Here is a 25,794-nt window from a genome sequence, read left to right as displayed (position 1 = left end):
TATGCAAAAATTCCGCGTTGAAAAAGATCTTTTAGGTGAAAAAAATGTTCCCGCTGACGCCTACTACGGTGTGCACACCGTGCGCGCGATTGAAAACTTTCAGATTTCTGGAAAAACCATTGGCGACAGTGCGTTCTTCGTCCGGGGATTGGCGTTAGTAAAAAAAGCAACAGCTCTTGCCAATGGCGAACTTGGTACGATCCCGAAAGATATTGCACAATCCATCGTCGAAGCTTGCGACGTGATCTTACAAGATCCAAAAAAATGGGCTTCGCAATTTCCTTCCGACGTCTATCAAGGGGGAGCAGGAACTTCGGTCAATATGAATGCGAACGAAGTGATTGCCAATATCGCTTTGGAAAAACGTGGAATTCCAAAGGGCAGTTATTCTGTTATCAATCCCAACGATCACGTGAACAAATGCCAATCCACGAACGACGCTTATCCGACAGCATTTCGTGTGAGCCTTTATGAGCACATCAATGTCGCAGTTAAAGCTATTGATGAACTGGCAGTGACTTTTGAAAACAAAGGTAAAGAATTTAAGAACGTTCTTAAGATGGGTCGCACGCAATTGCAAGACGCGGTTCCGATGTCACTCGGCCAAGAGTTCAATGCTTTTGCAACACTTCTAAAAGAAGACAGTCGCCTTATTAAAAACGTGCAAAAATTAATTCTTGAAGTAAACTTGGGTGCCACGGCTATCGGAACGGGCATCAATGCTCCTCCGGGATACGCGCCTTTAGCGGTGCAAAAACTTGCCGAAGTCACAGGCTATCCGTTTGAGCAATCCGAAGATTTGATTGAGGCAACAAGTGACTGTGGCGCTTATATTATTATTTCTGGTGCGTTGAAACGTACGGCTGTGAAGCTTTCTAAAATTTGCAATGACTTGCGTTTACTAAGCTCAGGTCCTCGCGCGGGTCTTAAAGAAATCAATCTGCCAGAGATGCAAGCAGGCTCTTCCATCATGCCTGCCAAAGTAAATCCGGTGATTCCTGAAGTTGTGAATCAAGTCTCTTTTAAAATTATCGGAAACGATTTAGCCATCACCTTAGCGGCGGAGGCCGGGCAGTTGCAACTCAATGTGATGGAGCCCGTGATTGCTTCAAGCATGTTTGAATCTTTGGATCTTCTCACGCACGCGTGCACGACTTTGCAAAACAAATGCGTTAAAGGTATTACGGCCAACGTTGAGCGCTGTCGCGATTACGTGATGAATAGCATCGGTATCGTCACATTCCTTGATCCTTTGATCGGACATGAGGAAGGTGACAAGATTGGTAAAATTTGTGCAGAGACAGGAAGAAGTGTCGCTGACGTGGCTCTTGAAAGGGGCGTTGTCACTCAGGCGCAGCTCGATGAGATTTTCTCCATCGAGAACCTGCTCAATCCAAAATACATGGGAAAATTAAATAAATAATTATTCGCGGGGAGGCGGGCTGTCTCTCCAAAGAAATTGGGGGTTCGCAAAAATGACTCCCAAAAGACTTAACAGACAGCCAAGACCAGTGGCTTGTAAACGCAAAAGCGGTGTGTGAGTGTCACCGTGCTCAATGCTGGGAAGGTCTAGAATCAGCAGCAGCATGATAACGACCACGGCAGAGCCGAGCCAATAACTGCGACTTAAAGCCCAAGGACCCCAAAAGCTAATCACTGTTAAAACAAGAATCGCAAGCCACGGTGAGTGGATGGTAAGAATAAGTCCTTCGGCGACAAGAACACCAATCAAAGTTCCAAAAAATCTTTGCACGTTTCTGTAAATACTTTGTTTTGCATCAGGTCTCATGATGATCAGCACAGTACCGACCGCCCAATAGCCATGATCGATTTTGAAATAGTCGACGATAATCAAAGTTATTAAAACACTCAGGCTATAACTAAACGCATACAGATGCCGACGTTTTTCTTGCATAAAGGACTCTTTAAGCTTGGTGCGCAGTCGTGCAAAGGGATTGGGATTGTGACGACGAAGAAAAACTAAGAGTGATAAAAAAAGTACAACACAAAGATATCCCAAAAACGCGTAAGCCAAAGCCGCCGCAAAATATTTTTTGATCGCGATGGAATAAGCTCCTGCTAAAATTTGAAATGTGCCAAAGAGAACGGCTCGCTCAAGCTCGGCTCCTTCGCCGCCCATAAGACCCATCCAGTAAGTGATCGCTAGTAAAATGGGAATCATCAAGGATCTGTGATCTCCGGTAAGAACGCCGATAAGAAGTCCGCCTAATAAAAATAAAAACGTCAGCGTGATCACCCAAAGACGATGTCCCAAGGTCCCCAAATGATCGTTGAGCACCAATAAAAACCCGACTAAAGCTCCGAAAATAGACAAAGGCAATTGCCCTAAAAGAGCGCCAATGACTAAGGGAAAACCTGTCGCAAATGCACACACCACCATGCGCGGCCATGGAGAAGGAACGGGATTAATTTTAAGTGCCTCTTGGAGATGATGGCGTAAACTCATATGTTTGAGTATAATAAGGGAGAGGTGAATATGAAAAAGAAAATTGTCGTGGAAGCCGTTGTCGACATTGTGTGCCCATGGTGTTTTGTCGGGAAGAAAAGCCTCTTGGATGCCGTCGCTCAAAGTCGCAGTGAATTTGACATTGAGGTGCGATTTTTACCGTTTCAATTGGATGCTTCCACTCCACGCGAAGGTGTCTCACGTTCTGAATACTTAAAAAAGAAATTTGGCAGTGACAGCCGCTTTCAAGCCGCAGAAGAGATGGTACAAAAAGCCGCGAAAGCCGCCGGCACAGAAATCCATTTTGAAAAGATGCACGTGCATATCAACACGTTTGATTGTCATCGTCTTATCTGGTGGGCGACCCAAGATGGAAAACAAGTCGAAGTTACAACAGCCATTTACGATGCTTACTTTGTGAAGGGCGAAGACCTTTCAAAAATAGAAAATCTAAAAATCGTGATGAGTCGTGCTGGTTACGAACCGCAAAAGGTCGAAGAATTTTTAAAGAGTTCTCAAGGTACTCAAGAAGTGCAAAATCTTATTGAAGAGACTTACAACCTGGGCGTCAGCGGTGTACCGTTTTTTATTCTGAATCGGGAAATAGGAATTTCAGGAGCCCAGCCGAAAGAGATTTTCTTGCAGGCATTTCAGGAAACAGAAACTCATCTGGAGGATTGATCACTACAACATCCATAGGAACAGGATGGTTTCCGAACCACTTTTGATGGAGAGTTTTAAACTCTCCATTTTTTTTAACTTCAGTAAACGCTTTTTGCCATTTCTCTACCGTTTCTTTTGAAGTGCCACGAGAGAAGGCGAAATAAAGGGAGCTCTTCTTTAGGAGAGAAAATGCCTTATACGAAGCATCTGCAGGATATCCAGCTTCTTTCAAGAGTTCTTTTATCACTAGAGCATCTTCGCATATAAAATCCAGGCGTCCCGCCATCAACATTTTTAAATTGTTAATAGGAGAGTTCACAGGAACTATTTTTTTGAAATCATACTCTTCCAAAGTTTTTTGAAAGACGGTTCCTCGGTGAACACCGACCGTGAATTTTTCTCTGATCTCATCCAGACTATGGATTTCCATCGGAAAAGAGCGGCGTGTGTAAAGGGCGATTTCGCCATTGGCGATCGGACCTAATAAAGTAAAAAGTTTTTCTCTTTCCGGAGTGCGTGTCATGGTGAACAGAAGAACATTCGGTTTTGTTTTAACCATTTGATAACCACGAGGCCAAGGCACGACTTCAATCGCGTCATTCGAGTTCATGCGTTTTTGCAAAAGCTGAGTGAGTTCGACCGCCATCCCTTGAGGAGCGCCGGATTTTTCGTAAGTAACAGGAGGCCAGTTCTCCGTCAAAATTCTTAACCGGGAATTTTGCGCCGAAGAAATCTGAGCAAGTAGCAGAAGAAAGATAAATAACAGAGTTCGGGCCATAACATCATCTTAGCATAGAGAAAGGATCTGGAATGTTACGACGGTGACAGCTTTGTCTTTACACAAAGTACTTCTGTTCAAAGTCCTGCGATATTTCCGAGAACAATAAGGATAATGAGGCTTCCACCGACCAAGAGGGAAGTCAGGAATTGATTTCTGAACATGGTGATCCTCCAAGTCTTCATTGCAATAATAATCCTTGAAGGAATCACCGGGGAGCTGTTTTTTAGAATAAAACTTTAGTTTCGTTTCTTACGGGCTTGATGGCGATGTTCTTCTTGCCAGCTTTTTCTTTCTGCCGCCGCTTGATCTTTGGCGATTTCAGCTTGAGGCAGATGTTGCAAAGTTGCACGCAATTGCGAGTGCAAAGGCAACAGCGAAGCCCCCGACATCAAAAGGGCATTATATTGTTTTGCAAAGCTGTTCGCGTCAGTGGCATTTTGGTCAAACAAAAGTCTTTCGATTTCAGAACGTGCCGTGCTCGCATGTTGGTCTGTGATAAATTCAAGTTCCGTCATGATATCAATGTCGGCCATCAAAGAAGTCAATTCACGAAGCCAAATATATCTTTCTGCCGTCATCAAAACTTGGAACCACTCAGTCGGAGCTGCTTGATAACCCACTTCGCGATCGAACTCTTCTTTAAGAGAATTAAGAACTTCTTTTTGCAGGGCCCAAAGGGCTTGACGAACTTGAAGGGCTTTTGAGTGGTGGGCGGACTGTTGGGACATCAGCGGACTCCTGTTAATATGCAAAAGTAGATGTTAACGCATTTTTGAATGGAAAACATCTACTTTTGCCTGAGAAGCCCGGTGCTTTAAGTCAAACTATCTGCAACGTCTCCATTGAAGATGGTAGATCACGCCGGAAGTAATATCCGCGCTATCCACTGTCGCCAAAGTTTGCTCGCCGCGTGGATTTGTTTGCGCCATCATCGAAGTGTTTACGCGAAGGTTCACGCTCTCTCCGCAAGGAGTCCAAACAACGGCACTTGCGATAAGATTGTCAGTCAAAGTGTAAACATCGTTGTAAGGTCCAACGAAAGTTCTTGAAACGCGAGGACCACGAGCACCAGCCCAGAAGTATTCAGCGTCAAAGCGCGCTTGTCCACCACGAGGAACAGAGTTGAATCCGCGATAGTCCACTTGGAAAACGGACACACTGTAACCTTGTGGCACTCTCACTGGAATAGAGATGTTGCAAGATTTGCGATCCACACGACGTCCGCCGCCAGCTTCCGCAACGTAGTTGTCAAAAAGGATGCTGAGTGCCGTTTGATCCGGACTCAAAGTGACACTCGCCGATCCTGCAGGACAGCCTGTACCACCGTAAGCTGGATCTCCTAAGCTTACTTGAGCTTGTGCTTCAAGGCTCAGAGCCGACATCACACCAACGAGCATTAGTAATAGTTTCGATTTCATGGTTCCCCCTTTTGGTTTTGTTTTTTCCTTAAATTGTTTTTTAAAATTTGAATTTTAGTTTTTATCGGCCACCTGGAAAACGTGGAGGTCTTCCTGGGTTTGGATTCGGACCTGGGCGCGGATTGCCAGGCTCTTGCACGGGAGGACGTGAACCACCTGATGAAGGGGCACATTGTCTCCATGCGAGTTTGTATTTTTGCGATTGCACTTGGCCATCGATACTGTCCAAAGTGATTTGCGCTTGAACCAGTGACGACAAATTCAGATTTCTTGCCATTAAGTATGTCGTGATAAAGAGCGATTGATTTTCTTGGTTGCTGCAAGGAGCCCAAGGTGCGACACGCGGATCAATGTCGTGATGAATGTAGTAGTTATCATTGTAAGGACCGCGGAACTCTTGCAAACGGAAGTTGTAAGTGCCACCGTTTTCATAGCCTGGTCTTTCGTTGCGGGGCTTGCTGCCATCAAACGAGTAGAGAGCTTGATGCATCACAGTTGTGCCGACTTCAGAGTAGGCGTAACCGCGGTAATCCGCAGATAAAACCGCGAACGTCCAGCCGCGCGGAACAAAGAAATTCACTTTCAGTTCACAATTTAAACGAACAATCGGATTTTGCATTGTCGAGGCCGCAGAAAAATTATCAAGAAGAAGGGAAAAAGTCTGGCCATCAGGAGAAATCATCGCATTGTACGATCCCACCGGACAACCGCTACCCACAGCTTGCAGGCTTTGAATTCGAACACCTGGAGGTGTTTGTGCTTGTGAATGTTGAGAGAGTACAAATAAAAGTAAACCAACGAATGGTGCGAAGCCTCGCCACATAATTCCCCCTTATAATCACTCTTCCCCCGAAGAGCCGGTGACAATCGTCACCTGGTATCCCCTATAGCAAGGGGTGGGCCAGGAGGTTTGGGCGCAGGATGGCCCCGCTTCTTTCTGGAAGTGTTGCCAAAAATATGGTACTCCTAGGACTCTTGTGGAATAAAACAATGAAAATAAACTGGGCGCGTTTAAGAAAATGGATATTGCAAGCAGTGCTGTTCTTTTTTGTGAGCAGCATAGGCCTTGTTTTGCTTTATCGTTTCGTCCCAGTTCCGTTAACACCACTCATGCTTATTCGCTCTGTTGAATCGTTAGGTGCTGAGAAATTTGTCGGCATCGACAAAGATTGGGTGCCGCTCGAAGATATCTCTCCTTCTGTACAAAGAGCCGTTCTTAAAGCTGAGGACTATCGTTTTTTTGATCACAATGGTTTTGATTACGATGCCATTCAAAAAGCGATGAAGTTCAATCAAACCCACAAAAGAAAAAAAGGGGCGAGCACTATCAGTCAACAGACAGCCAAGAACGTTTTCTTGTGGCCGTATCGTGATTGGGTTCGCAAAGGTTTTGAGGCGTACTTCACAGTTCTGATAGAATTTGTATGGCCTAAAGAGCGCATCATGGAAGTTTATCTCAATGTTATCGAGCTGGGACCTGGCGTTTACGGCGTTGAAGCGGCTTCGCAAAAGTATTTTAAAAAGACCGCAAAAAGTTTAAATCCTTATCAAGCTTCTTTAATGGCCGCGGTTCTGCCAAATCCGCGTAAGTTTCGCATTGATCGACCATCGATTTATGTGATGGCTCGTCAGCGTCGCATTCTCAATCGTGTCGCACCGGAAATTCCTAAATCTGCAGATGCGTCTCTTTTAGATTTCTTAGATCTTAAGTTTGACTCTGAAGACGACGAATAGTCCCTCGTCCAGGCCAAGCTGGCGCTCTGATGTAAACAGAGTTAGAATCCAACCATGAGCTCAAAACAAAAAAAGCAAAAGATGATTCAGGCGATCAATAAGCGAGGTTGTCTCTTGGTTTATCCTCTGGAAAACCGCAAAGAACCAGCAAGTCTCTGGTCAGAGCTTTATCCACGCACAAAAATGCGCTGGGAGTGGGACTCTGCGGGAGACAACCGTGTGGCCGAGATGTGGGTGATGCGTGAAGAGCTTTCACGCAGTAAAGAAGTCGTCTATGCAAAGTGGTTTCGCAATCGCGCGACTTTTTTCTCTAAGGAAGTTTTCATTTATTTGTTGTCTTATTTAGGATCTTCACAAGATCGCATTCACTTGCCGCGTCCGTCGCAGGAAGCATTGGATAGTTTTTTATTGGACTCTCCACAGTCGACGAAGATTATCAAAGAAAACTTAGGCTGGCAGGGAAAAATGATGGAAAGCCATTACAACCGTGCGATGAAGCCTTTGTGGGATTATCTTTATATCGTAGGGTTTGGTGAAGTGGATGATTCCAGTTTTCCGTCGCTAAATATGGCCGCGACACAAAATCTTTTTGAAGAGCTTTGGTTGAAATCTCAACGGATAGATTCAACCAAAGCTGAAGAGAAATTGATCAAGATATTAGGTGAAGAAAATCCTTTTATGAAGTATGCGAAGCGTGTCCGTGATAACGCCAAAACTTTGGCAGACAAAACGCTGTCACAATAACCGCGACCGCGCAAATCGCTCCGCCAACACTGATGCTAAAAGGCACAGAAACTTTCGCAGCCATCCAGCCCGCACGAGCGTTGCCTAAAAGCGGTCCTGACATATAAGAGATCATCTCAATCCCCGAAAGACGCCCACGCAATTCATTCGGAACGGTTTCATTCCAAATAATACCACGGAAAAGACCGCTCATCATATCAGCGGCTCCCGCAAGAGCTAAAAATACGACAGCCACCCAAAGATGTTGGGCATATCCCACACCGATAATAAAGACGGCCCACAATGTGGCGGCAATAATAACAGCTTTTCCGTGACGGGAAACTTTTTGAGTCCAGCCACTAAAAAGAGTCATAACAAGAGAACCAATGGCCATCGCGGAAAATAAAATTCCTGCCGCCGAAGCGCCACCCCATTGCTCTGACATGGACGGAAACAGGGCGACTGGGAAAGCAAATGCCATTGCAACGATATCAATCAAATAAGTGCCGATCAGTTCGGGTTTTGAAATCGCATAACGAAGTCCGTCCTTAGCATCTTGCCACGGCGAGTGTTCTTTCTTTTCAGGATTCGGAACTCTCGACATCAAATACAAAGCGATAAAGGCTGCGACGAAACTGATAAAATCAAAAAGATAAGCGCCTTTGATTCCAAAACTCGCAATCAAAATACCACCCAATGCGGGCCCAACAATAGCACCGACAGAATAGCGAAAACTTCCGAGAGCTCCAATGGCAGCATAATCTTTTTTATCAACAAGTTTTTGCGTCAACGCATCCATAGCGGGACGGTGAAAGCCAAGAACGGATTGAAACAAAGCCACCAAAATAAAAATCAACGGAACAGAAGGTTTGTCACTCCAAGCGTTGAGTGTAAGTCCTAATATCAAAACGCTCATTAGAAATTCAGAAATCAAAAGCAGCTTGCGGCGGTTGAGGCGATCTGCATAAGTGCCGCCCAAAATTCCAAAAATCAAAACGGGGAACAGTTGGACAATTCCCAACATACCGACAAGCCAATTGTCTTTTGTAAGTTCATAGACCTGATAAGGAATGGCGACATAGCTCACCATGCTCCCTAAGAATGAAATCAGTTGTCCGAAGTAAAGAAGGCGGAAGTCGCGGTACTTTTTAAGAGGCGATATATCAATCAGCATGACGGCAATTTAAATAAATCTGCCCGCAATGTCAGCAACTTTCCTGTTCATTAGCAGCTTTCCATTTCGTATCTTGAGCGGATTTTCAGAGCATTCAAAAATAAACCTCATGAAAATAAAATTACTCTCTCTTCTTTTGATGTTCTCGGGACCCGCCTTCGCTGAAAACGTGTCTCGTGATTTGGTCTACTCAGTAAACTGCGATAGCAATAATGAACAGGTCACGATTTCATTTGTCGGTGATATTCTTGTTCATGACATGCTTTATCGAACCGTGTTGGCTGAAAGCCAGCATTTCTCTCAGATCTGGCGGCGCACGGACAGTTTGATTCAAAAGGCAGATTACTCTGTCGGGAATCTGGAAGGTCCCTCCGCGATGGGCATTGACCGTGATGGTAAAGATCATGGTGATGTCGGCTTTGTGTACGATCGCACCGTTTACTCGGGAACAGATTTTTCTTTCAACTATCATCCACGCATTTTGTCGGATCTAAAGAAATCCGGCTACGACCTTTTAACCACGGCGAACAATCACGCTTTGGATCGCCGCTCTATTGGTATTGATAAAACACTGGATGCTGCCAAGCAGGCCGGATTGATCACTGTGGGAACACGTTCTTCGTCGGAACGAAATGGCGCCTTTTATAAAATAGTCGATATAAAAAATCTTAAGGTGGCTTTTTTGGGATGCACAGAAATGACCAATGGAAAAGCCGACACTAAAGATCAAATTCTTTATTGTTACAGCGGTCAGATTTTAAAAATCATTGAAGAAGTCACTTCGCGTTCTGATGTTGATGCGCTGATTGTGATGCCACACTGGGGAGTGGAGTATGCTCCCGTGCCAGAAGAGCAGCAAAGAAATTTTGCACAGAAATATCTCGAGGCTGGCGCTCTGGCGGTTATTGGATCTCATCCCCATGTTCTGCAACCTTGGCAAAAGTATGTCACAAAAGACGGACGAGAGACCTTGATCGCTTATTCATTAGGAAATTTTGTAGCAGGCCAGGCGGGAATTCCACGTAAAACAGGCGTTGTCGTGTACCTGGGACTTTCGCAAGAAGGTTCAAAGAAGGCTAAAATTTTTGGTGTCGCTTACAACCCGACCTATCGTCGAAGCGCAGAACTTTATCCTGTGAGCAGCACGGATCCTGTAGAGATTTTAAATTATGTGACACCTCTTTTCGGCAGCAAAGGTCGCATTGAACCCAAGAGTGACTTGATGCCGTTCTTGTGTTCGCAGAAGATAGGTCAATAAAACCTCGATTGCGTACCGACAAAGTCAATGCTACGCTGACTCAACATGACTGATAAAGATAAACTTCCCATGACGTTAGCGATTCGAGAGCTGCAAAAAGAAGGCATCAGCTTTACCAGTCATTTGTATCCTTACGAAGAAAAAGGTGGAACGGCCGTTTCATCCAAAGCTCTTGGCGTTCCTGAAAACATTGTGATCAAAACGCTTATCATGGAAAGCGACGACAAATCGCCATTGATTGTTCTTATGCATGGAGATATGCAAGTTTCAACCAAACAGCTTGCCCGCGAACTTGGAGTTAAAACGATTTCTCCTTGCAAGCCCGAGGTAGCGGATCGGCATTCGGGATATCAGGTCGGCGGCACTTCTCCTTTTGGTACTAAAAAGAAAATGCCCATCTACATGGAAAAAACCATTTTGGATTTGGAGAGAATTTATATCAACGGCGGTAAACGAGGTTATTTGATTTCGTTGGATCCGCATGACGTGGTGAAAGTTTTAAAACCCCACCTGGTTCAAGTGGGGATTAAAGCTTGAAGATCATGTCGCGTATCTTTCTTTCATTTCTTGTATGGGTTTCTTTTTCACAGGCCATGGGAAAAGAGGCTGATCCTAAAACGGTGTACTGGTTGTTTTTTGATTTTCCGCTGGCCGTGCGTTTGAAAGAAAAACCTCCGGGTTATCTGATCGAAATGCATCGTCTGATTATAGAGAAAATGCCCGAGTACACTCATCAGGTGGTTGAAGTTCCTTTCTTAAGAATTATGGAACAAATGAAAAAGCATCAAGGCGTGTGCTCCACGATGCTTCTTAAAAATTCTGAACGAGAAAAATTCATTGAGTTTGGAACACCGATCATCAAAGGCTATCCGGCGGGACTTCTCGCTCTTAAAAACAATGAGAAACTAAAAAAGTTTATGGTGAAGCCAAGACTTTTAGATCTGGATGCTTTGCTCAAAGATAAAACCATGAACGTGGGAATTGTTTCGCAGCGTTTTTATGGTGATAAAATTAATAAAAGCATAGGGAAGCACCACGGAGCGGGAATCACCGAGCGCAAAGGTCTTAATGTTGATCATGAGTTAAGGACTTTATTAACGCTGGGACGTTTGGATGTGTATATCGGTTATCCTTTCGAAGTCGAGCACAATCCGAATCTCGTTTTCTATTTTGTCAAAGACGGTTTAGAACTTTTAGAGCCGCGAATTTCTTGTGAGAAGACGGCTTTTGGTAAAGGGATCGTTCGTAAGACGGAAGAACTCCGCAGCAAATACAAGCTTGATGCGGCATTTGAAAATATCTATTCCCGTTATTATCCAAAAGCGGAACAGCAAGAATATCTAAAGCTGACGCAGTAGTGTACTTTAAGAGATTTCCCAGTCACTCCTGCGGGTATTAGTCGCAAATTGCCGAACAGTTGGCCACCATGGCAAAGACCATGGTCTAGGTCTCTCAGAAATCTTTCAATTTACAGAGGGAAAACGCCGAAAAGATGCCTATGAAATCAGCATCTTTTTTTAGATCCATTGTCGCTCGTTTTGGTGTGGAGTTCAGTTTGCTTGCAGCGCTGGCGTTGGGATTTTATTTTTACCAACATCCGGCCCTGTTGACTCGAATGCAAACGCAGCCAGAGGTTTCTGAAGAAGCGCGCACCTCTGTAGCAAAAATCAAAGAGATCGTAGAAAAAGCAGAATCGGCTGAAAAAGCTTTTATCAAAACTCGCCGCGAACAAGATCTGCAAGAGTACAACCGGCAAGTCTTACTTTTAAACTATCAAATGGGCCACCTCACCAAAAACGTGGTGGCGAATTCTGAATTGCAAAAACAAGTAGCGCACTTAAACAAAGCATTGCGCGACCATTTCGAAGAAGTGAACGAAGCTCTGGTAAAAAGGCAACAGGGTCTGGCAGTTCCGTCGCGAATTCCAGCAAGCGTTTCCGTGACGGAGATTCTTGATGCAACTCTGCGTTTAACACAGAATGCTTCGCCTTTTTACGTACGCGCCGAATTTTTAATGGGTCTTTTATGCGGGCTTGTGCTTTTAGTTTTTCTTAGCCGTCAGTGGCAAAAGAAAGACCTAAAAGAGCAAAAACAAACATCCAAGTCTTTGCAAAACCGCTCTATCTTGCTTGATACGATTTTGAACAGCATGAGTGAAGCTTTGATTGTGATTGATAAAGACGGCTATTTCACTCATTACAATGCCGCCGCTCAACGAATCATTGGAACAAAAATTAAAGAAGTTGCGACGGAATCCAGCGCTGAAGCGTTAGGATTTATCAACGTTGCAAACCACGAGCATTATAGCAAAAACCAATTGCCATTTCATCGAGCCTTGCTCGGTGAAGAGGTCGATGACTTAGAAATCTTCGTGCAAAACGAAACGCATCCGGAGGGCGTCTATATCAGCGTGAGCAGTCGCTCTTTGAATGACATTGACGGTAGTATTTCAGGTGCACTGGTGGTCTTTAAAGATATTAGCCGCCGAAAAATGGTTGAACAAGAATGGCATCGTGCCCGCGAGGCGGCTTTAGAAGCATCCTTAAAGAAATCCGATTTCCTGGCGGCAATGAGCCACGAAATTCGCACGCCGATGAATGGTGTTATTGGGATGACGACCTTGCTGGCAGATACGCCTTTGAATGCCGAGCAGGCGGAATATGTGGGTACGGTGAAAAGATCCGCAGAGTCTTTGCTCATGTTGATCAACGATATTTTAGATTATTCAAAAATCGAAGCGGGTAAAATCAGTTTGGATCCGCAGCCGTTTGATTTGCAGTTTTTACTTCATGACGTGACAGAAATCTTTCGTCCGGCGGTGGCGGAAAAAAATGTAGGATTGAAACTGCATTTTGATGAAACCACATCGTGGTTTTTTGTGGCAGATCAGGGACGTTTGCGCCAAGTCTTGGTAAATCTTTTGGGCAATGCCGTTAAGTTCACAGAAAAAGGTTTTGTGAGTCTTGAAGTTTCCAAAGTGCGCGAAAACGAAACCTTCTGCGAGTTGCGTTTTGAGGTCAAAGACACAGGTCCCGGCTTAAAAGAAGACGAGCGTCGGTCTTTATTCCAAAAATATTTCCAAACGAAAACCGGAATGAAGTTCGGTGGTACAGGTCTTGGACTTTCGATCTCAAAACAGCTTGTCGACCTGATGAATGGTGAAATCGGTGTTGAAAGTGTCGTGGGCCTAGGCTCCAATTTCTGGTTCACCGTCAAAATTCCGGTGGCCTCTGTGCAAGATGTTCCTCGTTTAAATGAATCCCGGTTCTCTCCGATGTTCACAGGCTCCGTGCTTCTTGTTGAAGATCAGGTGGTGAATCAAAGGGTGGCACAAAGTTATCTTAAAAAATTAGGCCTGCATGTTGAGATTGCGAATAATGGACTTGTGGCTTTTGAGAAATGTTTGGTTCGTCACTACGATCTGATTTTTATGGATTGTCAGATGCCAGTGCTCAATGGTTTTGAAGCCACACGCCGCATTCGCAAAGAGGAAGTGCGCGCAGGTCGACACACGCCAATCATTGCTTTGACGGCGGAGGCAGGCCATGGCGACAAAACCGTTTATCATGAAGCGGGCATGGATGACTTCTTGGCAAAACCTTTAGAGCTGAACCATCTTATGGATATTTTGCATAAATGGTTAAAGACATCTTCCGACGCTTTAGACGTCAATGCTTTGACTCAATTGCAGAACTATGTCGTCAACGATCAGAATCTTGTCGAAGCATTGATCGAAGACTTAGAACAATCGGCGCCGGATTTGATTGAGTCTATGCGCAAGTCTTTGAATAATTTAGACCTGCAAGGTATTTCAGAAGCCGCTCACGCCCTGAAATCCAGCAGTGCGACTTTAGGGGCTAAAAAGTTGTCGGAACTTTGTGCGGCTTTAGAAGATCTCACAGAATTAACGGGGGCTTCTTCTTTTATTGCACAGATTGAAGATCAGTTTGAAAAAAGCATGAATGATTTAAGACGTTACGCCGTCAAAAAAGAAGCCGTTTAGTTGCTATAAACTTTAAAGAAAGGAGGACACATGACAAAAATACTTATTGTAGACGATCAGAAAAGTGTCCTTCTGACTTTAGAAGCACTGCTGACCCAACATGGATATAAAGTCACTGCAGCTACCAATGCAGTGGATGCGATGCGGGCCCTGGCCGCGGAAACTTATGATCTGGTGATTACGGATGCGATCATGCCTGGCGGCAGTGATGGTTACTCGTTGACTCGAACCATCCGTCGTCAACCGCTTTTGGCAAAGATTCCGGTCATTCTGCTCACGGGCAAAAGAGAGCGCAGTGATGTCGAAAAGGGAATTGATTCTGGCGCGAATGACTACATCGTAAAACCTATTGATCCCGAATTATTGATTGCGAAAATTCGTAATATCTTAACGTCAAAACCCACGGACTCTGTTCAGTTCGCTTCGGCCGTCGTGCAGTTTAAAGGCGAGTGGGAAATAAAAACCGAAGTCACGTCCATTTCTGAATTAGGACTCACGGTGATTTCCGCAATTCCTCTGCCTGTTGGGAAAATCTTGCGTCTCAACAGTCCGATTTTTGAAGACATTGGAATACCAAAAATTCCTCTGCGCATTGACTCTTGCGAAGAGATTTCAGGAATTGAGACCACTTATCGAATTCAAACCCATTTTGTGGGCGTCACAGAAAAAGAGCTTTCTCCCATCCGGCTGTGGATTCGCTCTAAAAAAAGTTTTTAGGACAAGAGCTTTTGCTTTTTCACAAAATCGACCAGTTTTTTCCGCCACCTAAATACACAAGTGTATAATTAGAAATGTTTCCGACTCGGAGGTTTCTATGCAATATGCAGGTGGCGTTAAAAAGCTTGTCGAGGTCATTCAGGATCTTTCTTCCGCTCACTCTTTGGAACAGGTCATGTTTTTAGTCAGAAAAGCCGCTCGGGCGATTGCTAATTCTGACGGAGCTACTTTTGTTCTCAGAGACGGTGAATTTTGTTTTTATGCGGATGAAGACGCCATTGGTCCCTTGTGGAAGGGACAAAGATTCCCGATTCACACCTGCATTAGCGGCTGGGCCATGCTAAACAAGCAAGCGGTCGTTATCGAAGATATTTACCAAGACTCCCGCATTCCTATTGATGCCTACGCACCGACTTTCGTTAAAAGTTTAGCCATGACACCCATTCGAAAAGAATCTCCGATTGGCGCCATCGGGGCTTATTGGAAAGAAAAGCATATTCCAACCGACGAGCAACTCGAACTTTTGCAGGCTTTAGCAAATTCCACATCTATCGCTTTAGAGAACTTGAATCTTTATCAAACACTCGAAGGACGTATTGAAGAGCTTAAAATGGCGAATAAAGCCAAAGATGAATTTTTAATGACGGTGTCACATGAATTGCGGACACCGTTAAATGCTATCTTGGGGTGGACTGAAATTTTATTAGATGGCCCTTTAGATGAAGAAGCGCGTATGGGACTGGAGACGATAGAGCGAAATGCACGACATCAATCGCAGATCGTCGCTGTTCTTTTAGATTCTTCCCGAATTATGTCGGGAAAACTGCAAATCAAAGCCAAAGAGCTCGAGTTGGTTCAGCTTGTTCGTAACGAGATAGCTCTACTTCAGCCGGAAGCAGAGGCAAAGAATTTAAAAATAGAAGTTCGCTCAAGTATCGAGAAGGCTTTTATTCTTGGAGATGAAGAGCGTCTTAAACAGGTGACCTTTCATCTTCTAAATAACGCGATTAAGTTTTCTAATAAGGGCGGAAAAATTCTGGTGGATATTTCTTCTCAAGGCCCTGCGGTGCAAGTGCGTGTGTGTGATGAAGGTGAAGGAATCGATCCCGAATTTCTTCCCTCTATTTTTGAAGCATTCAGGCAAGCCGATAGTTCCAGCACGCGAAAATACGGCGGTCTCGGACTGGGGCTTTCGATCTCACGGCATTTGATTGAAGCGCATAAGGGCAAAATTGCGGTCTTCAGCGAAGGGCTTGGAAAAGGAACCACGGCGCTTTTCACTATACCGTTATATAAATATGCAGAAGCGGGAGTAAAAAATGCCGAGCCATTGGGGAAATGACTCGGCAAAAGGGCCAGTAAGAGGGGTTACTGACACATGGGAAGCGATTTCACCATGGAAGTGATTGCGCTAATTTGACTGTATCTACTATTTGTTTTGATCACGGCCCAATAGGCGCCGGAAGCAAGTTTAATTTTTCCTGTGCGCGCGATTTGTTTTGCCATGATTCCGACACCGCAATGAAGATTGATGTACGGATCAAGAATGGTTTTGCGCGGATCTGTAGAGCTTAAGTTTCTATCTTTACTCCAGTCGAACTTACAGAAATTCCAACCCGTGATATCTTGATACGACAATTGCAAAAGTCCTTCAGAGTAAACAGGTCTTCCTGTGACAGGATCTGTTCCCATCGTTGTTTCTTGCATGCGTGAAGTCGGGCTGTAACCGCTTTCGTATTTTGTCATCGCAACAAACAATTGCGCCCACACGTTTGCACGCTCGTTATTGCTCAAAGAGTTGTAGCGAGGGCAAAAGTCTCTCATATCATCAGCACCTTTTAGCAAGCTGCTCCAATCTTCTGAAACTAGTTTCATTAGATATTGGGACCAGGCTTTGCGTTCGGGTTTGCTGGAAGTCTCCCAAGAAAGCGGAGTCATTTTGTAAGCGCCGGTATCCGGAGTCGTTGTAGAACCTGAGCCGGAACGCTCGGTGCCACCTTTGTCGACGGTGGCGTAAATCATCGCTCCGCCTTTAAGGTACTTAATCACAGCATCACGATTTTCCATCGCCACAGCAGGGCAACCCCAACTACGACCTTGAATCACGTTGGACTCTTGAACATATGAAGCACCGTGAACCACAACCGCACGAGCGCGCGCACGTGAGTTCGTAGAAGAAAGACCATCAAGTCTTAAAGAAAGACCGTGGCTTCCGCTGTAAGTTTCTGCGGTTCTATAGATTCCGAGTGAACTCGCATTGGAACCAGACACGTTACTGAACTTTTCAGCGTAACCGTCATGGTTAGAATCAGAACCTTTTCCGTGAGCTACGTGAATGGCCCACACGCTACCTGTTTTCATATTGATGATATAAAAACGTTTTTGCTTTGAGCTTTGTCCAAAATTCAAGACCGCCATATAGTCTGTGTTTTTAAAGCTCGATTTGTGTTGATCGAAATACACCAAAGCATCTCCCAATGCTTTGTAAGGAACGACATGCTTAGGATCGACATGATCGTAATTTTTTAAAATGGATTCGCGTTGAGAGCTTGCCACCATTGCATCCGAAGGATCCGGAAGAAGCTTGTCATTTGCGACATCAGGCGTGTCGACAATCTGTTCTTGAGTTGTGTCGTCGGGGAGAGTGACTTCACCGCCAGGATTTCCTCCGCAGGCTGCGAGGCTCAGGACGGATGTTAAGAGAAGCGCAGTGCTAAAACGTGAGAATAATGAATTTGCCTTAGTGTTAATCGCCATTATTCCTCCATGAATCTTTGTGCGTGAACAAAGACTAAGAGGAAAAGAATTACAGAAAGGAAAAATTCATTACGGTAACATTAAAAATAAGACCTTTAGCTGAATAGGATCTGAGGTTATTCGGATAATCCTCTACCAAGCTCCGTGAACAAACGAAAATTGATACGTTTTATGAAAGCCATTTTAAAGGTTCTAAAGAGGCTCCGGCTTCATCATTGAGATCACGAATCACAGCCTGCGCCATCTCAGGAGATTTTATATCATCTGGTTCGTGGACGAAATAAAAAACTCTTTGCAAGCCTTGTTGGCTCCAAGAGTTCAAGCGCGCGGCCCACTCTTGCGCTCTGGAAAAATCACTCGCATGTAAATCGTTTCCGATAAAACGAAGCATCGTAAAAGAGCTGCTGATGGAAGAGTGCAGGACATCACGGCGGCCGGCGACGTCCGTAATCACCAAGCCAATGCGCTGAGCTTGCAAATACTTTTCCAGAGCGGGCAAAATACGCCCTTGTTGAAACCAGCTTGGATGGCGAAACTCCAAAGCCAATTCAAAATCTTTCGGCCACTGTTGGAGAAAATGAAAAAGGGCCGCCTTTTTTCCGTAATCGAATCCCGGAGAAAACTGAATAAAGCAAGGGCCTAAGTGCGTGCCTAAATTCTCTAAAAACGAAAACCATTCTTTCAAAAGAGTTCTATCAAGAAGGCCCGCTGGTGCATGTGAAATTCCTTGGAATACTTTCGGACAAAATAAAAATTCTGAATGAAGCTGTGATTTCCACTTGTCCGTCTGTTCTTTTGAAGGAATGCGATAGTGAGAAGTATTAAGTTCAATCGTGTTGAAGTTCTGGGAATAAAACGAAAGATAATCAACAGCTTTGGTTTTTTCCGGATAGATTTTTCCGATCCATTCTTTGTGACCCCAAGCAGGCGTACCGATATAGTATTTCGCAGGGCCGACAGAGGAATTCAGACTTCTTAAAAACTCCACCGATGAATCGACATCAGGAGGCAAGGTCCACGAGACATTTTCAATGTTAGATATTTTTCCAAATTCCATCGCGTGGAAATGCTATCAACTTTTTGTTAATTGGCAAACTTCACTTTAAAACTTCATTCGCTTTTCACTGTCCCTTCCTCTAGAAAACTGAAAGTCCTATAGAATGCTATTTCGCAATGCATTTATTCTGACGCTTCATTGCTCAACAGTAACGAAGGAGATCGGATGAATTTAAAACTCAATGCATTGGCCTTGATTGCTCTTTTAGGCTTGGGAACTGTTGCTTGTCAGGGCGGCGGAGCAGGTACTAATGAATACACTGAAGACAGCGCAGATCTTGCGGACCATATTCACAACGACGCTTCTGTGGACGAAGAAATCCAAAGTCTAGGATGTATGAAAGCGAGCGGAAGTCAAAAAACTCAGGTGAACTTAGGGTTGAGTAAGAAAGATCGGTTTTTACAAAAATGTGCAGCAGAAACGAACAATTCATTTTGGTGTGACCAAGTGGTTCGTCCGAATCCTCGCAGTGTCTCAACATTTCGATGCACGTATGGCTCCAGTCAGGCACACAATCTCGTTCATCCTGATGAGAACACCTGGAAATATCCTATCGAAGCCGTCAAAATTCTTCACGACCTGACAGCCAAAGGAATCAAAGTCAGTCAAATCTACAACTGGTGGCGTCCCGAGCCTTACAATAAAAATGTGGGTGGAGCCGCAGGCCGACATCCTTACGGCACCTCCATTGATGTGCGTTTTGCAAGTAACAGCGAGGCAGATCGCGCCTTTCGCGAACTTTGCAAAATGCGCAGTCAAAAACGCATTCGCGCTATCGGTCATTATGGAAGTGCCTCTTTGCATATCGGTGTCGGTGACAAAGTCGCCAACACGTGGGGCAAAAGTTGCAATTAATATTTAAACTCCTCCCGGCCATGTTTCTGGAAGATCCAGGTGGCTTGTTCCGGTCGGGATGGATTTTAAAGCTGTGGTCTTATCGACGAATACAAAAGCGTCGTAGCGTTTGGCCGGAACTGTTTCAACATAGTTCACGCCTTTGAGCTCATAATGCGGACTATAGACAACGCCGACGGCGCGGTGTCCGTAACTGCGCGTCCCCAGGTTTCCGGATCGCGCTTCGGAATCAAAGACAACATAAAATCTTTTGGTATTAAGATCTTCCGCAACCTTGTGACAAAAATATTCAAATGAAGATTCGCGGGCAGGAGGAAGTGTCATCACGGTGGCTTTGCCTTCCCATGCAGGACCGGCAAGCACTTGTCCTTGGAAAGTTCCGAAACCGACCAGGGCGACTTGATCAATACCAAAACGTTCTCGGGCAAGGCCGCCGAGGTTCACATATCCTTCTTGAAGCATGTCTGTCGCATGATAATCGCCGATATGACTGTTGTGCGCCCACACGATGGCTTTGCTGTCCGGGCCATTGTGCTTTAAGAGCATATCCAGAGTGTCAATCATATGATGATCACGCACGTTCCAGGAGTCGGGGCCGCCAAAAAGCATAGAGCGATAATAATTTTCTGCATGCGCAACAATACGCGCATTTTGCTGGGCGCTGAAAAGATCCGGAGATTTCGTCGCGATTTCACCTATGCGCAGACGCAGAAGTTTTCTTAGGTTCGCAATAACATCGTCGCGGCAACCTTCTTCGAATTTTACAAGATAGCGAGCGTAAGATTTTTCGTCGCGGGCGAAAGGTTCAAAACACGCGTATTGCTCTTGCACAGATTTTGCCAAATCAGGATCCACATTTTTAGCAAACTCAATGACGTAATCCATTGAATCAAAAAGCGAGTAGACATCAAGGCCATAGAAGCTGGCGTGATAGTTTTTCATCCACTCAATCAGAAGAGCGGTCTCATCATTAGCCCACATCCATGTCGGCCAACGATGAAACTCTCTCATAATTTGCTTGGCGCTTTCGCCTTTGTCAAAGTGAATATAGTCATTCAATTTTTGGCAATCAGGCCAATCACCTTCGACGGCGACAAAACTAAACCCGTGATCTTGAATCAAGCGTTCTGTGATGTGCCGACGAATACTATAAAATTCTTCCGTCCCGTGAGTGGCTTCACCGAGCATGACAACTCGAGCGGACGCCACACTCGCAATCAAGTCATCCCAGCTGTGAGAATCTTTAATGGAATGAGCACGACCTTCAAGCTCGTCGACGACTTGCTCTTTGGGGAAGGAGGTTTCTTTTTTTTCCGGAAGGTGCTCGTTAAACCATTCGATTGCATATTCAACGATTTCATCAAGAGTTCCCGGTTCTTCAAATAAATGTGTGGCGCCTGGCACGATCACTAAACGAGATGTCTTAAGTTGTAAACCGGCACTTTTGTTTAATGGAATGACGGCGAGGTCATTGCCACCGACCAGAAGCAAAGTGGGCGCTTCTACTTTTTTAAGATGTTCTTTGGCTAAATCGGGACGTCCTCCACGGCTGACGACGGCTGAAATTTTATTTTTAGATTTCGCAGCGGCGACAAGGGCCGCGCCGGCCCCGGTGCTTGCTCCGAAATAGCCAATAGGAATATGATGGGTTTGTTCAAGACCGGCTTGAGTTGCTAACAACAAACGTTGCGCCAAAAGATTGATATCAAAGACATTGCTGCGGTCTTTAGACTCATGTTCGGTTAAAAGATCAAAGAGGAGGGTGCTGAATCCGGCTTTATTAAGTTCTCTGGCGACAAATTGATTACGGGGACTTTTGCGGCTGCTTCCACTTCCGTGAGCAAAGATGATTAAGCCCTTGGCTTTATCCACAGTTGTTAAGTCACCAAAAAGCTTTTCTTTTCCATCCTCAATCGTTATTTCGCGCTCATTATCGGCATTCATAAATCGTGATTCGGCGATAAGTTGGATCACTTCTTCGTCGGAAACTTGAGTGAAATCCTCGTACCAAAGACCGACGGCGACAAAATTGTCGGGTGTCATTAAACAGACAACGTCGTCCGCGACTTTTTTGATTTTTTCCACGGTCTCTTTCGCCGCCACAGGAGCTGCGACAATAATTTTTTTTGGTTCTTTCTTTCTTAGAAACTGAATCGCCGCCAGAAGAGTCGCCCCGGTGGCGATCCCGTCATCCACGATAATCACCGTTTTGTCTTTGACGTTCTCTGTTTTCTTGGAGCCCCGAAATTTTTTTAATTGCTCTTGGATCTCTGAAGTTTTTTGTTTAGCGGCTTGATTGAGATAAGTTTTCTTTAAGCTTAAAAATTTAACAATCGAATCGTTAAACAGAGGTTCGCCATCTTCACTCACGGCCCCGACGGCTAATTCCGGCTGCCGGGGAGCGCCGATTTTTTTGACCATTAAAAGATCCAAGGGACTTTTTAACATTTTTGCGATTTCAAAAGCTAAGGGAACGCCGCCTCGCGGAATCGCCAGAACTACGGGATTTTGATCTTTCAAAGAAATAAGTTTTTCACCCAAAAGGCGTCCGGCTTCTTCCCGGCTTGCGAAGCGCTCCATAAAATCTCCATCGTTTGTTTTGGCTTTGATGATAATCCGGTCTGACAGTCTTGCAAGATGACCTCAAACAGAGGAAAATTTTTTTTTATGTGGCTCTGCAATTTAAAAAAAATTAACGCCAGTTTCTCCTTCGGAGTGGGCTACTATTCACCCAAATAACAATGAACAGGAGGGCCTATGGCTAACTTACCAGACCGCTGGAGATCGGGACGCTTTGCAAGTCCTTTCCGTGAATTTTCTCGCTATCAGGATCGCATGGATCGACTGATGAATGAACTTATGGGATTCCGAGAAGAAGGTTCACCAACAGAATTTGATTTTTCTCCTTCTTGCGAATTTTCAGAAGAAGAGAAAAATTATTTATTGAAAGTAGATCTTCCCGGCGTCAAAAAAGAAAACGTCAAAGTGGAAGTCGACGGCGACCGATTGACCATTCGCGCCGAGAGAAAAGAAGAAAAGTTGGATGAATCCAAAGAGGCGAAGAAAAGACATCTGTCGGAAATCTCTTATGGTTCTTACGTGCGCAGTTTCACCTTGCCTCAACCCATCGACGAAAAGAAGGTGGATGCAAAGTTTGAAGATGGTGTCTTGCTCGTGAATATTCCCAAGGGCGAAGCTTCCAAAGCGAAACAAATTTCAGTGCACTAAAAAGGAGGATCCGTGCTCACGGCTAACGAATTATTAAAGAAAAGAAGTCATCCGATGGACACGGGTCTGCCTGAAAAGGATGTTCGCGAATATTTGAAACTGTTTGATGGCTGGTTTTTAAAAGAAGGTAAGATCATGAAAACTTATTCTTTTAAGAACTACTATGAAACTTTGGCATTTGTGAATGCCGTGGCATTTATTGTTCACCGTGAAGATCACCATCCAGAAATGATGGTGAGTTACAATCAATGCGTTGTGAAGTTTAATACTCACTCCGTCAATGAAGGACGGGGAGGGATTTCAGAAAACGACTTTATCTGTGCGGCTAAAATCGATGCCTTAGTTAATTCAACCGCTTCTTAGATTTACTTGCGCGGTGGAGGCAGCAGAAGCTCTTTGTTCAACGAGCGTAACAGCGGATATTTGCTAAGATCACCCGTAAGATGCTTTTTAAAAGAGCCTTCAATTGCGGGAAGATCTTTTTTAAACTTTTTATTCAAGGTGAAATAAAGAGGAAAACTCATGAACACGCGTTCGCTCATTCTGATTTTCTTTGCGAGTTCAGGATTAGAAGCGGCAAGAGCGCTTTGGCCAACCTCCTCTACGGCAAGAAAGTAATCTACTTTTTTATCTAAAAGAAGTTGTACATTCTGTGTTGGATTTGCAGACGTGACATATTTTAATTTTCGGCGTTTTGCTTCTTTTTCAATCATTGAATTATTAAGACCCAAAGCGCCAAGGTGTTTTTTTAAATTTTTCTCATCAAAGTATTTGTTCTCTACCCTATAAAAAACGTGCACCTTGATATAGACAATCGGAAATGACACTGTCACCGTTTGCTCGCGTCCTTTCGTTAAGGCAAAGTCATCATAGGCTATGCCGTCAACTTCGCCTTTAAGCAGAGCTTCATAGGGAAGAACACCAGGCATTTTTTTATACACGGCCTCAAAACCTGCATCTTTTAAAACGTCCGTCAGAAATAAAAAATATTGATTGATGGCTTCATTTCGAGAAAATCCAAAGGGAAATCCAATTGACAGAGGAGTGCTTGCAAAGGAAACGCAAGTAATGAAAAAGAGAAAGAAAAGTACCAGAAATTTCATCGAGTTTATATTTACCGTCGGAATAAATTTATTCAACCAAAATTTTACCCTGGGCAGTCGCTGCTATTTTTTGTAATGTGTAAAAATGTATCAACTCCGTACCTACCAGGTGGAAGCCGTTCAGGCGACATTAAAACATTTCCGAAAGGAAAGAACTCCCGCTGTGGTCGTTCTTCCAACAGGTGCCGGAAAAAGTCTGGTTATTGCTGAATTGGCACGTTTGGCCCGAGGACGTGTTTTGGTTATGGCCCACGTTAAAGAGCTTGTTGAACAGAATCACGCAAAATATATTTCTTTCGGCTTAGAAGCGGGTATTTACTCCGCAGGGCTTCAGAGAAAAGAAATCACCCAGAAAGTTATTTTCGGAAGCATTCAGTCTATCGCGCGAGCGCAGGAAGATTTTTTTGAGAATTTTTCTCTGGTCGTGATCGATGAGTGTCACCGTGTTTCTGTTGACGGTGACACTCAATATTTGCAAGTCATGTCTAAGTTGCAGCAACTCAATCCGGAACTCTGTGTCCTCGGTTTGACAGCGACACCTTATCGTTTGGGATTGGGATGGATTTATCAATACCATGCGCAAAAAAATATTCAGCAAACGACAGAAGACCGCTTTTTTAAAAAATGTATTTATGAGCTTTCGATCAGACATCTTATTAAAAACAACTATCTGACTCCGCCTGTAAAAATTGATTCGCCGGTGGCCTGTTATGATTTTTCAAGTTTGAAACTTCAGCAGGGACGATTCGTTATGGCGCAGGTCGAAGCGCTTTTGAAAGATCAAAAACGCATCACGCCGCTGATTATTAAAAACATCATCGATATGGCAAAAGAAAGAAAGGGCGTGATGATTTTCACAAGCTCTATCAATCACGCCATTGAAATCATGCAAAATCTTCCGCCCTATATTGCTGCCTTGGTCGTGGGAGATACTCCGGGCCCTGAGCGAGATGAGATCATTGAGGCTTTTAAACGGCAGGAGTTGAAATTTCTTGTGAATGTCTCGGTTCTGACGACAGGCTTTGATGCACCTCATGTGGATGTCATTGCGGTATTAAGACCGACAGAGTCCGTCAGTCTTTATCAACAGATCGTCGGAAGAGGATTGCGTTTAAGTCCGGGTAAGACGGATTGTTTGATTCTCGATTACACGGGCCAGGGACACGATCTTTACTCTCCTGAGATTGATGAAGACAAACCCTCCAGCAAAGCGCAGAAGGTGGAAGTGCTTTGCCCGCAGTGTGGAGTTACAAACCATTTCTGGGGACTCATGGAAAGTGACGGAACTTTGCTTGAACACTTTGGACGACAATGCAAAGGAGCCTTCGAAGATCCTGTCACCAAAGAAATTTCTTCTTGCGGATTCCGTTTCCGTTTTAAAAGATGTGAGAAATGCGGATGTGAAAACGATATCGCAGCCCGTGCGTGCGGGGATTGCGGCAATGTTTTAGTCGATAATGATAAAAAGCTTAAAGAGGCCATGCTGCTTAAAGATGCTCACGTAATGCGGGTTGAAACCATGAGCTTTCAAAAAACTTTTGATAAAAAAGGCAATGCGCGTTTAGAGGTGCATTACTATGATGCCGACGCTCAAGTGCTAAAAGAGTATTTTTATTTAAACACCGTTGAAGATGGTCGCGCTTTTTATTTTAATTTTATTCGTATGCACAATCGCCTGCCTGAACAAAAAATCCACGTGCGCACTGTCGACGATGTCCTGCATATTCAAAAAAAGTTTCGAATGCCAATGTTTGTCATTGCAAGAAAACAAAAGCATTACTGGAGCATTCGCGAAAAGATATTTGAATAAGTAACTTGGCAAAGTGACCGCGTCTTCGGTCTGTGCCAATCTTCAA

Annotated in this window: 24 protein-coding genes; 14 read left to right on the top strand and 10 right to left on the bottom strand. The window is 44.4% G+C overall.

The features are described 5' to 3' along the window. The first annotated feature begins 1 nt into the window (after position 1). Entirely contained in the window at positions 2-1,423 is a 1,422-nt protein-coding gene (gene aspA / locus ACLSSO_RS13430; RefSeq protein ID WP_295900955.1) for an aspartate ammonia-lyase, read from the top strand. Here the strand turns inward: aspA and ACLSSO_RS13425 are convergent, their stop codons facing one another. Beyond that, positions 1,424-2,467, bottom strand: coding sequence for an FUSC family protein (locus ACLSSO_RS13425; RefSeq protein ID WP_413943117.1), 1,044 nt, complete (start codon positions 2,465-2,467; stop codon positions 1,424-1,426). It abuts the gene before it with no gap. 30 nt (positions 2,468-2,497) lie between these two features. Here ACLSSO_RS13425 and ACLSSO_RS13420 point away from each other — a divergent pair, with 30 nt between their 5' ends. Then, positions 2,498-3,148, top strand: a complete 651-nt coding sequence (locus ACLSSO_RS13420) for a DsbA family oxidoreductase (protein ID WP_413943116.1) — start codon at positions 2,498-2,500, stop codon at positions 3,146-3,148. Here ACLSSO_RS13420 and ACLSSO_RS13415 read toward each other — a convergent pair. The 4 genes from ACLSSO_RS13415 to ACLSSO_RS13400 form a co-directional block, all read right to left on the bottom strand. Then, the gene (locus ACLSSO_RS13415; RefSeq protein ID WP_413943115.1) at positions 3,054-3,908 is read right to left on the bottom strand and encodes a substrate-binding periplasmic protein; all 855 of its coding nucleotides are present in this window, start codon (positions 3,906-3,908) and stop codon (positions 3,054-3,056) included. The two genes, ACLSSO_RS13420 and ACLSSO_RS13415, sit on opposite strands and share 95 nt — an antisense overlap. Positions 3,909-4,147: 239 nt before the next feature. Continuing rightward, entirely contained in the window at positions 4,148-4,639 is a 492-nt protein-coding gene (locus tag ACLSSO_RS13410) for a hypothetical protein (RefSeq protein WP_413943114.1), read from the bottom strand. Between the two features lie 96 nt (positions 4,640-4,735). Further along, positions 4,736-5,329, bottom strand: coding sequence for a DUF4360 domain-containing protein (locus ACLSSO_RS13405; RefSeq protein ID WP_340592523.1), 594 nt, complete (start codon positions 5,327-5,329; stop codon positions 4,736-4,738). A 61-nt stretch (positions 5,330-5,390) separates the two neighbouring features. Further along, on the bottom strand, positions 5,391-6,152 hold the full coding sequence (locus tag ACLSSO_RS13400) for a DUF4360 domain-containing protein (protein WP_413943113.1): 762 nt from the start codon (positions 6,150-6,152) through the stop codon (positions 5,391-5,393). Between the two features lie 167 nt (positions 6,153-6,319). Between ACLSSO_RS13400 and mtgA the strand changes: the two genes are divergently transcribed. Together mtgA and ACLSSO_RS13390 are read left to right on the top strand one after the other, a co-directional pair. After that, the gene (gene mtgA / locus ACLSSO_RS13395) at positions 6,320-7,063 is read left to right on the top strand and encodes a monofunctional biosynthetic peptidoglycan transglycosylase (protein WP_295900971.1); all 744 of its coding nucleotides are present in this window, start codon (positions 6,320-6,322) and stop codon (positions 7,061-7,063) included. Positions 7,064-7,117: 54 nt separating this feature from the next. Beyond that, positions 7,118-7,807, top strand: a complete 690-nt coding sequence (locus ACLSSO_RS13390) for a hypothetical protein (protein WP_413943112.1) — start codon at positions 7,118-7,120, stop codon at positions 7,805-7,807. On the opposite strand, the gene ACLSSO_RS13385 is transcribed toward ACLSSO_RS13390, so the two are convergent. Continuing rightward, positions 7,740-8,960, bottom strand: coding sequence for an MFS transporter (locus ACLSSO_RS13385; protein WP_413943111.1), 1,221 nt, complete (start codon positions 8,958-8,960; stop codon positions 7,740-7,742). The two genes, ACLSSO_RS13390 and ACLSSO_RS13385, sit on opposite strands and share 68 nt — an antisense overlap. Positions 8,961-9,069: 109 nt before the next feature. On the opposite strand from ACLSSO_RS13385, the gene ACLSSO_RS13380 reads away from it, so the two are divergent. From ACLSSO_RS13380 to ACLSSO_RS13355, 6 genes are all read left to right on the top strand, one after another. Further along, positions 9,070-10,218: a CapA family protein gene (locus tag ACLSSO_RS13380; RefSeq protein ID WP_413943110.1), complete on the top strand. Its 1,149-nt coding sequence runs from the start codon at positions 9,070-9,072 to the stop codon at positions 10,216-10,218. A 45-nt stretch (positions 10,219-10,263) separates the two neighbouring features. Continuing rightward, a complete protein-coding gene (ybaK, locus tag ACLSSO_RS13375; RefSeq protein ID WP_413943109.1) occupies positions 10,264-10,755 on the top strand; it encodes a Cys-tRNA(Pro) deacylase in 492 nt (163 codons plus the stop codon). 5 nt (positions 10,756-10,760) lie between these two features. Next, positions 10,761-11,576, top strand: a complete 816-nt coding sequence (locus ACLSSO_RS13370) for a hypothetical protein (RefSeq protein ID WP_413943108.1) — start codon at positions 10,761-10,763, stop codon at positions 11,574-11,576. Between the two features lie 140 nt (positions 11,577-11,716). After that, positions 11,717-14,221 (top strand): ATP-binding protein, encoded by a 2,505-nt coding sequence (locus tag ACLSSO_RS13365; RefSeq protein WP_413943107.1) that lies wholly within the window; start codon positions 11,717-11,719, stop codon positions 14,219-14,221. A gap of 30 nt (positions 14,222-14,251) precedes the next feature. Beyond that, positions 14,252-14,938 (top strand): response regulator transcription factor, encoded by a 687-nt coding sequence (locus tag ACLSSO_RS13360; RefSeq protein ID WP_295900986.1) that lies wholly within the window; start codon positions 14,252-14,254, stop codon positions 14,936-14,938. Positions 14,939-15,035: 97 nt separating this feature from the next. After that, on the top strand, positions 15,036-16,280 hold the full coding sequence (locus ACLSSO_RS13355) for an ATP-binding protein (RefSeq protein WP_413943106.1): 1,245 nt from the start codon (positions 15,036-15,038) through the stop codon (positions 16,278-16,280). A 26-nt stretch (positions 16,281-16,306) separates the two neighbouring features. On the opposite strand, the gene ACLSSO_RS13350 is transcribed toward ACLSSO_RS13355, so the two are convergent. Together ACLSSO_RS13350 and ACLSSO_RS13345 are read right to left on the bottom strand one after the other, a co-directional pair. Further along, positions 16,307-17,695, bottom strand: coding sequence for a murein L,D-transpeptidase catalytic domain family protein (locus tag ACLSSO_RS13350; protein ID WP_295900989.1), 1,389 nt, complete (start codon positions 17,693-17,695; stop codon positions 16,307-16,309). A 169-nt stretch (positions 17,696-17,864) separates the two neighbouring features. Further along, entirely contained in the window at positions 17,865-18,752 is an 888-nt protein-coding gene (locus tag ACLSSO_RS13345) for a DUF72 domain-containing protein (protein ID WP_413943105.1), read from the bottom strand. A gap of 165 nt (positions 18,753-18,917) precedes the next feature. Between ACLSSO_RS13345 and ACLSSO_RS13340 the strand changes: the two genes are divergently transcribed. Next, the gene (locus tag ACLSSO_RS13340; protein ID WP_295900991.1) at positions 18,918-19,607 is read left to right on the top strand and encodes a hypothetical protein; all 690 of its coding nucleotides are present in this window, start codon (positions 18,918-18,920) and stop codon (positions 19,605-19,607) included. Between the two features lie 3 nt (positions 19,608-19,610). Here the strand turns inward: ACLSSO_RS13340 and ACLSSO_RS13335 are convergent, their stop codons facing one another. Further along, a complete protein-coding gene (locus ACLSSO_RS13335) occupies positions 19,611-22,187 on the bottom strand; it encodes an alpha/beta fold hydrolase (protein ID WP_413943104.1) in 2,577 nt (858 codons plus the stop codon). 177 nt (positions 22,188-22,364) lie between these two features. On the opposite strand from ACLSSO_RS13335, the gene ACLSSO_RS13330 reads away from it, so the two are divergent. Next, on the top strand, positions 22,365-22,835 hold the full coding sequence (locus tag ACLSSO_RS13330) for an Hsp20/alpha crystallin family protein (protein ID WP_295900993.1): 471 nt from the start codon (positions 22,365-22,367) through the stop codon (positions 22,833-22,835). Positions 22,836-22,847: 12 nt separating this feature from the next. Continuing rightward, the gene (locus tag ACLSSO_RS13325) at positions 22,848-23,198 is read left to right on the top strand and encodes a 4a-hydroxytetrahydrobiopterin dehydratase (RefSeq protein ID WP_295900994.1); all 351 of its coding nucleotides are present in this window, start codon (positions 22,848-22,850) and stop codon (positions 23,196-23,198) included. A gap of 2 nt (positions 23,199-23,200) precedes the next feature. Here ACLSSO_RS13325 and ACLSSO_RS13320 read toward each other — a convergent pair whose 3' ends face one another. Next, positions 23,201-23,938, bottom strand: a complete 738-nt coding sequence (locus ACLSSO_RS13320; RefSeq protein ID WP_413943103.1) for a hypothetical protein — start codon at positions 23,936-23,938, stop codon at positions 23,201-23,203. 85 nt (positions 23,939-24,023) lie between these two features. On the opposite strand from ACLSSO_RS13320, the gene ACLSSO_RS13315 reads away from it, so the two are divergent. After that, complete coding sequence (locus ACLSSO_RS13315) at positions 24,024-25,748, top strand: DEAD/DEAH box helicase family protein (RefSeq protein ID WP_413943102.1); 1,725 nt, start codon at positions 24,024-24,026, stop codon at positions 25,746-25,748. Positions 25,749-25,794: the final 46 nt, after the last annotated feature.

Origin of the sequence: Bdellovibrio sp. HCB-162, assembly GCF_047344985.1 — a bacterium.
GTDB lineage: Bacteria > Bdellovibrionota > Bdellovibrionia > Bdellovibrionales > Bdellovibrionaceae > Bdellovibrio.
The sequence above is the reverse complement of the archived record's forward strand: the minus strand, read 5'-3'. Positions and strand labels throughout refer to the sequence as shown.